Origin of the sequence: Microcystis sp. LEGE 08355, assembly GCF_015207185.1 — a bacterium.
Lineage (GTDB): Bacteria > Cyanobacteriota > Cyanobacteriia > Cyanobacteriales > Microcystaceae > Microcystis > Microcystis panniformis.
In genome coordinates this window covers 1-5984 of sequence record NZ_JADEXI010000281.1, presented here as the reverse complement: position 1 = coordinate 5984, position 5984 = coordinate 1, and the positions used below count along the sequence as shown (strand labels likewise).

Below are 5984 nucleotides of genomic sequence, written 5' to 3'. Positions count from 1 at the left end.
TAAATTCGGCACTTCCTCCCTGATGTTTTTTCTTAAAGTTAGGATACTTAGTACGACCAGCAAAGAAATTAGTGAAAGCTGTTTGTAAATGTCTTAACCCTTGTTGTAAAGGTACACAGCTTACTTCGTTGAGAAAGTTTAATTCTTCTTGTTTTTTCCAATCGGTTAGCATTGAAGAAGTTTGAGCATATCCTACTCTTTCTTGTCTTTCATACCAAGCTTGTGTTCTGAGATGGAGAGCTTTATTGTAAACTAATCTTACACAGCCCAATGTGCGCCGCAATAGCGACTCTTGTGTTGGTGTGGGGTAAAATCGAAACGAATAGGCTTTTTCCATGCCTCACATTCTAACACATATTTTGTAAATGCGCTAAGATTTAACAGCAAAGCCAACCTAAAACGGCGGGGTTTCAGAGCCAAAATTTCCGATGAATGGTAAGTTACAGGGTATTTCTAAATTCTGCCAAATTGGTAGAGCCGATCCATTAATTGCTAGTATCGCCTCAGCTAACTCAAGGCTGGAGTAAAAATATTTTGAACGTGCTTCTGTTTTTACTTTTTTTGACCATCTTTCCATGCCAGAACAGTAATCAAAACGGAGGAAGCAGGAAGCCCTCGCTTTTAGGGATGGGTATGTCACAAAGCATACCCTAAAAAATTCAACAAACGGTGAGTTTTCCCAGCGTCCCCCCTATTCTGAAAAAACTCACCAGAAGCCTTTATCTCGCCCCTCACACCTTATCGAATCGGTCTCCTATCCGAACTGTCCGGTATCGACCCATTCACTCTTGATTAGCGACCACCAATCAGTTGCCAGACCATCGAGGACGTACTTGTAGGGCAGCCAGCCGTAGCCAGCGCTTCCCCATCCCGTCCCCCAGGAGTTGCGAATCAGCAAGGCACCAGTGGTTTCAATGCCACCGGGGTTAGTATTCTTAATCTTGAGGTTGTCGTCGTAACCGACCGCATCAATCGCGTGACCGCCGAGAACTTTCTCGCCCCGAGTCGGGTAAGGAATCTTGCCGGTCGTGTTGGCCTGATTGATGGAACTGTAAACAGTAAAGCCAAACATCGAGGGCAGACCTTTCGACAAGTCGGTTTTAATCCGAGCTAACAGTGCGTCCCTTGCCGTCCCGGGCGGATCGAGGCGATAGTAAGAGATCGCTTGGAAGCTCTGGGCAAAGGCGTAGCAGAATGCCGGCGGCTCCTTGTCATAATCGAGGACATTGTAGGGATAGTATTCTTCTGGTGGTACGCCAAACAAGGTGAGGGCGTACATTGTTGAGCGCAAGAAGGCTCCCTTATCTCCCGTCCAGTGCAACAAGTTGCGCGTCACTTTGTAGAGAAAGAGGCGCGAGGCATCTATGTGTTTGCCAAAAGCCCGCCGCTCAAAATACTCCACCAGTCCGACACCGGCGTGGGCCGTACAAGAACCGATATTCTTCTGATCTTCGATTAGGGAACACCACGGCCTCAAGTCCACGCTGGCCGGCAGCGCCGCCACCGGGGCCTCCGCTCCCACTTGGGCGAGCATCGCCTTGACCGGCAGTTGCCCCAACGCTCTTAGTCGGGGTGCGACGACCTCGGATTCTGGTGTCAGGTCGCGGATATCGGGATAGTCAGGCAACCATCCCATTGCAGGAATTATAAATGTTTCAGTCATTTTTCTTTTCCTCCTAAGTCGTTACTCACTAGCCCTTGGCTATCTGAGAAGCCTTTACTCTCGGACTTGGAGCGTGACAGTAAATCGTTCGACAATTGACGGTTCTCCCTGCCACTCCCGCCAAAGCTTAAGCTTTAGTTGGCCTATCCCAGTCCGTTGCGCTTTAAAGGTCAGGACTCTCTGACCGCCCCCGCCGACTTTCGACTCCCCGGCAGGTACATACTCAGAGGACTGCAGCTCCACTAAATCGCCCCCGCCGCCATCGAGCGCCCACTGAAAGCCGGTAGTGGGATTCTCGTCGAGGGACAGTAGCAGTAGGTCATTGACCTGCATGGTGATGGATTTGCCGTTGTCAGTGCGAGTAAGGGTTAGCATTGTATCTTGACCGTTCCCTCCTTTCGGGTTCCACTCTGTCGCCCCACAGCCCTGGGAAAAGACCGGGGAAAGCACGAGGATTAGAGTTATGACAATCGCCACGGCCCACTTAAGAGAACGATCCATTATTTTCCTCCCTCGTCTCTATAACGGCCACAGGGATTTACTCTCGTTATTGCAGTTAGGAAATCGCGCCAAGCGCAGAACAAACTGGGAAACGATCTAATTTAATTATCTCTTGCTTTGCCCACTGAGAGATGGTAGGATGGAGGATTTGTGATTTTTCTTAATAATCCCCATCGCCTACGCCTACACGCGCCTCAAATACCCTTCAGAGCAGTCCTATCCGTAATTTGAAATAACTCCTCAATGCTCCCCCATTTCGCCCCCCTAGAGGAGAGAATTGCCGCGATCAAAACCCCTAGCGGGGGAATAACAACGACTAGCAATTAAACCCAAAACTAACCACCAGAGGGTACTAACTTGGGGACGATACCAAACCGTATCAAAGAAACCGTGGGCAAGAATTCCAGCCATAGCGGCAATTGCCCCGATTAACCAAAAGCCTTGACTGTCCATTTTATCGCGTAAAAGTTTAATTTGATGGATGCCTTGGCCGATAGTTGTAACTAATAACCAGAGGAAACAGGTAAAACCAATAATTCCCGTTTCTACCATGATTTCTAATACCACAGAATAGGCACTTAAAGCCGTGTATTTTGGCTTCATGAATAGGGGGTAAATTTTCTTAAAAGCATCATTACCCGGTCCGATGCCCAAAAGCGGATAAGTTTGAATCATGCGGATAACTGCATCCCAAACATTAATCCGAAAGTTATTACTACTATCTCCTCGGCCGGCGAAAATACTCATCACCCGAATTCGCAGGGGATCCACCAATAAAATTGCCCCTAAAATCACCACCGCTAAACCACCTAAAATTAAGGGTAAAAGCCATGTTTGCCAAAATAACGGTAGATAATTTTTGAACCAATAAAATAACAGCAATAAGAAGACAATTCCTAAGACCATCAAACCAATCCAACCGCCACGACTCTCAGTAAAAAATAAACAAGCACCATTGGCTAAAGTTAATAAAGCCGCTAAAATTTTCGGTAGCCATCCCTGCCACACAAATAATGCCGCACCGCTAAAAGCAATACCCGGGAATAAATAACTAGCTAATAAATTAGGATTACCGAGATAACTATAAACCCTAGTATCCCCCGCTAATTCTGAGGTGGGATCGTTCCAAGTTGCTAACTGTTCCGCACCAAAAATTTGCTGACGAATGCCGTAAACACTGACTGCTAAGGCGGTTAAAACTAAAGTAGTCAGAATCCAATTTGTTAGGCGTGGTGATCGCATAATTCGGGCGGTAAAGGCAAAAAATATTAAATTAAGAGTTAATTTAATTAATCCTTCCAAAGCTGCGGTTTTAACGGGAGAAAAAGCCGTAGAAACCGTAGCAATTCCCCAGTATAAAAGCACTAAAATGTGAATCGGTGTCACCCCGATTTTGCCTTCATCCACAAGGGTTAACAATAGCCAATAACCCGCTATTGCTAACAGCAAAAAACCGATTTGACTGGTGGAGAAAAACGGCGCGGTGGCGATAAGGAGAGAGATTAACAGCGCACCCATCAGTTCTGTCCACTGCACAAACCGGCTACCCTGTCGCCATTGACTAAAAAGACCGACTAAACGATGCAGATAGCTATATTTTGACCAAGAAGCGGGGGAAAAGTTCAATAGGGTGATTTGTTTCCAAAAAGCATTCATAGGGTTTTTAGTTGCGGTTGTCACCGGCAAACTTTAGATTTAGACACCGATTGTATCTTGATTGTTGACTCTTGGGAGCCAAAAGAGTTTCAATCTGGCATCTTAGGGCAGCTTCACACAGTCAAAACCCGATAGCGTCACCAGTCTAAGCATGGGGTGAACGTAAAGCTTGACCTAAACGAGTTAAGCCTTGGGAACAGTCAAAACGATCGAGATGTACTTCAATAAATGATAGGCGATCGATGTTACCCTGGGCAATCGATAAAGCCTTTTCTAATTCCCCTTCTGTCCCGACTTGACAACTCCAACTTTCCCCGTTAAATACTGCTGGTAATTGATGATATTTCCACGGTTGTAGATCATTATAAATATTATCCTGAATTACCCGCTCGATCGTGTAACCGTCGTTATTAATTAAAAAGATAATTGGATTGAGATGGTGACGGATAATTGTCGAAAGTTCTTGGGCGGTCATTTGAAAAGCACCATCACCCACAAAGACGATAGGACGAGTATTGGGTGCGGCAAAAGCTACTCCTAAACAGGCGGGTATTGAATAACCAATGGATAGATAAAATGCTTGACCGATAAAGTCAGTTTGCTGGGGCATTAATAGATCAATTGTGGCAATAATTGCATCCCCTGTATCGGAAATAACAAAAGATTCTTGAGCGATAAAATGATTCATTCGCTCATAGAAACGAGCATTAGTTAATTTTTGCTCTGGCACGGGGATGAATTCTAAATCCTTCAATTCGGCCGCGGGTTTAATCTCTAGTGTAGCCGCTTCTTTGTGACTTAGCTTATCAATTAAACCATCGATAAAATCCCCTAGGAATACCGGTTGATAGAAGTGATGTTTAATTTTTACTTTCTCGGAATTGGCATTAATCAAATTATTGGGATTTAAATTAGCCGTAAATCCGCCTAAATTCATATCGGACATGATTGCCCCTAAACAGAGGACACAATCGGCATTTTCCACCCGTTGCTTAACGTATTTGCGACTTAATGCTCCCACATAAGTGCCGATAAATTGCGGCTGCATTTCCGAAATTGACGACTTACCTAAAATAGTGGTGGCCAAGGGATAACCCGTTACTTCTAAAAGTTTCAGCAACTTATCTTGGAGTTTAAACCGATGGAATTCTACCCCCGCTAAAATAATTGGTTTTTCCGCTTTTTCTAATAAAAAAACCGCTTCTTCAATGGCCTCTTGTAAAGCGGCGGCATCGGTGAGATTATCGGTTAAATAAATTGGCGTTTCCGAGGGGATACAGGGACGATAGACCAGATCCCGGGGAATTTCGATATACACGGGACGTTTGTGATGCAAACAAGCAGCTAAAGTTTGCTCGATTTGACTGGCTGCTTGGGCAGCATTAGTGAGAATAACCGAGGCAACAGTGACTTTTTCCATGATCGAAAATTGCAGATTATAATCGCCCGTGGTGTGGTGTAATAATAAATTATCCCGGCGAATCGAGCGATCGGAAGCCCCACTAATTACCACCAGGGGAACTCTTTCAGCGTAAGCACCGACCACAGCATTAACGAGGCTAAATCCCCCAACACCGTAGGTGACACAGACAGCGCCCATACCTTTGACTCGCGCGTAGGCATCGGCGGCATAACCTGCGTTAAGCTCATTACAGGTGCAAACTAATTCGATCGGACTTTCCACCAAAACATCCATCAAATCGAGGACATAATCCCCCGGCACCCCAAAAATATGATTAACCCCTAAATTATGGAGACGCTGGCATAAATATTCGCCGATGGTGATCATAGCAATTTTCTCCTGGTGTGTTGGCACTTTCACGCCGATCATAGCGATTTTTTAAAAAAATAGGCTAATGTCCAGTAATGAACTAGAAAGTAAAAATCAGCAGACTTTAATTAGGGTTTGCTGAATAAATCTAAAAACCTTGTTGGATAATATCTTTAGGCTTTTTTGAAATCAAAAAGTGCCAGTCCTTGTAGTGATCGGGGAGGAAATTTAGGCACTTTTTCCAGGAAAATTAGGTAAGTAGGGAGGCACAATTATTTGTAGGATGGGTTAGCGGTAGCGTAAACTATGCGGGCGTTGGGTTTCATGCTTCAACCCAACCTACGTTCATCTTATATTTAATTCCACCCACCCACTTAATTGACCCCCTGAAAA

General features: G+C 45.1%; 5 protein-coding genes. All 5 read right to left on the bottom strand.

All coding sequences use genetic code 11. From position 1 onward, the window contains the following. Window positions 1–337: helix-turn-helix domain-containing protein (locus IQ242_RS14610; RefSeq protein ID WP_193960464.1), on the bottom strand; the 337-nt coding region annotated here is incomplete at its 3' end. 417 nt (window positions 338–754) lie between these two features. Beyond that, complete coding sequence (locus IQ242_RS14605; protein ID WP_193960463.1) at window positions 755–1663, bottom strand: C1 family peptidase; 909 nt, start codon at window positions 1661–1663, stop codon at window positions 755–757. A gap of 54 nt (window positions 1664–1717) precedes the next feature. Then, the gene (locus IQ242_RS14600) at window positions 1718–2164 is read right to left on the bottom strand and encodes a protease inhibitor I42 family protein (protein ID WP_193960462.1); all 447 of its coding nucleotides are present in this window, start codon (window positions 2162–2164) and stop codon (window positions 1718–1720) included. Between the two features lie 264 nt (window positions 2165–2428). Beyond that, window positions 2429–3820 (bottom strand): IctB family putative bicarbonate transporter, encoded by a 1392-nt coding sequence (locus tag IQ242_RS14595; protein ID WP_193960461.1) that lies wholly within the window; start codon window positions 3818–3820, stop codon window positions 2429–2431. Window positions 3821–3965: 145 nt separating this feature from the next. Further along, window positions 3966–5609, bottom strand: coding sequence for an alpha-keto acid decarboxylase family protein (locus IQ242_RS14590; protein WP_193960460.1), 1644 nt, complete (start codon window positions 5607–5609; stop codon window positions 3966–3968). Between the last annotated feature and the right edge of the window lie 375 nt (window positions 5610–5984).

What these genes read in the sequence shown, in the direction of transcription:
- IQ242_RS14595 (WP_193960461.1), bottom strand. Translation starts at nt 3,820, where the DNA reads ATGAATGCTTTTTGGAAACAAATCACCCTATTGAACTTTTCCCCCGCT.
- IQ242_RS14590 (WP_193960460.1), bottom strand. Translation starts at nt 5,609, where the DNA reads ATGATCACCATCGGCGAATATTTATGCCAGCGTCTCCATAATTTAGGG.
- IQ242_RS14600 (WP_193960462.1), bottom strand. Translation starts at nt 2,164, where the DNA reads ATGGATCGTTCTCTTAAGTGGGCCGTGGCGATTGTCATAACTCTAATC.
- IQ242_RS14605 (WP_193960463.1), bottom strand. Translation starts at nt 1,663, where the DNA reads ATGACTGAAACATTTATAATTCCTGCAATGGGATGGTTGCCTGACTAT.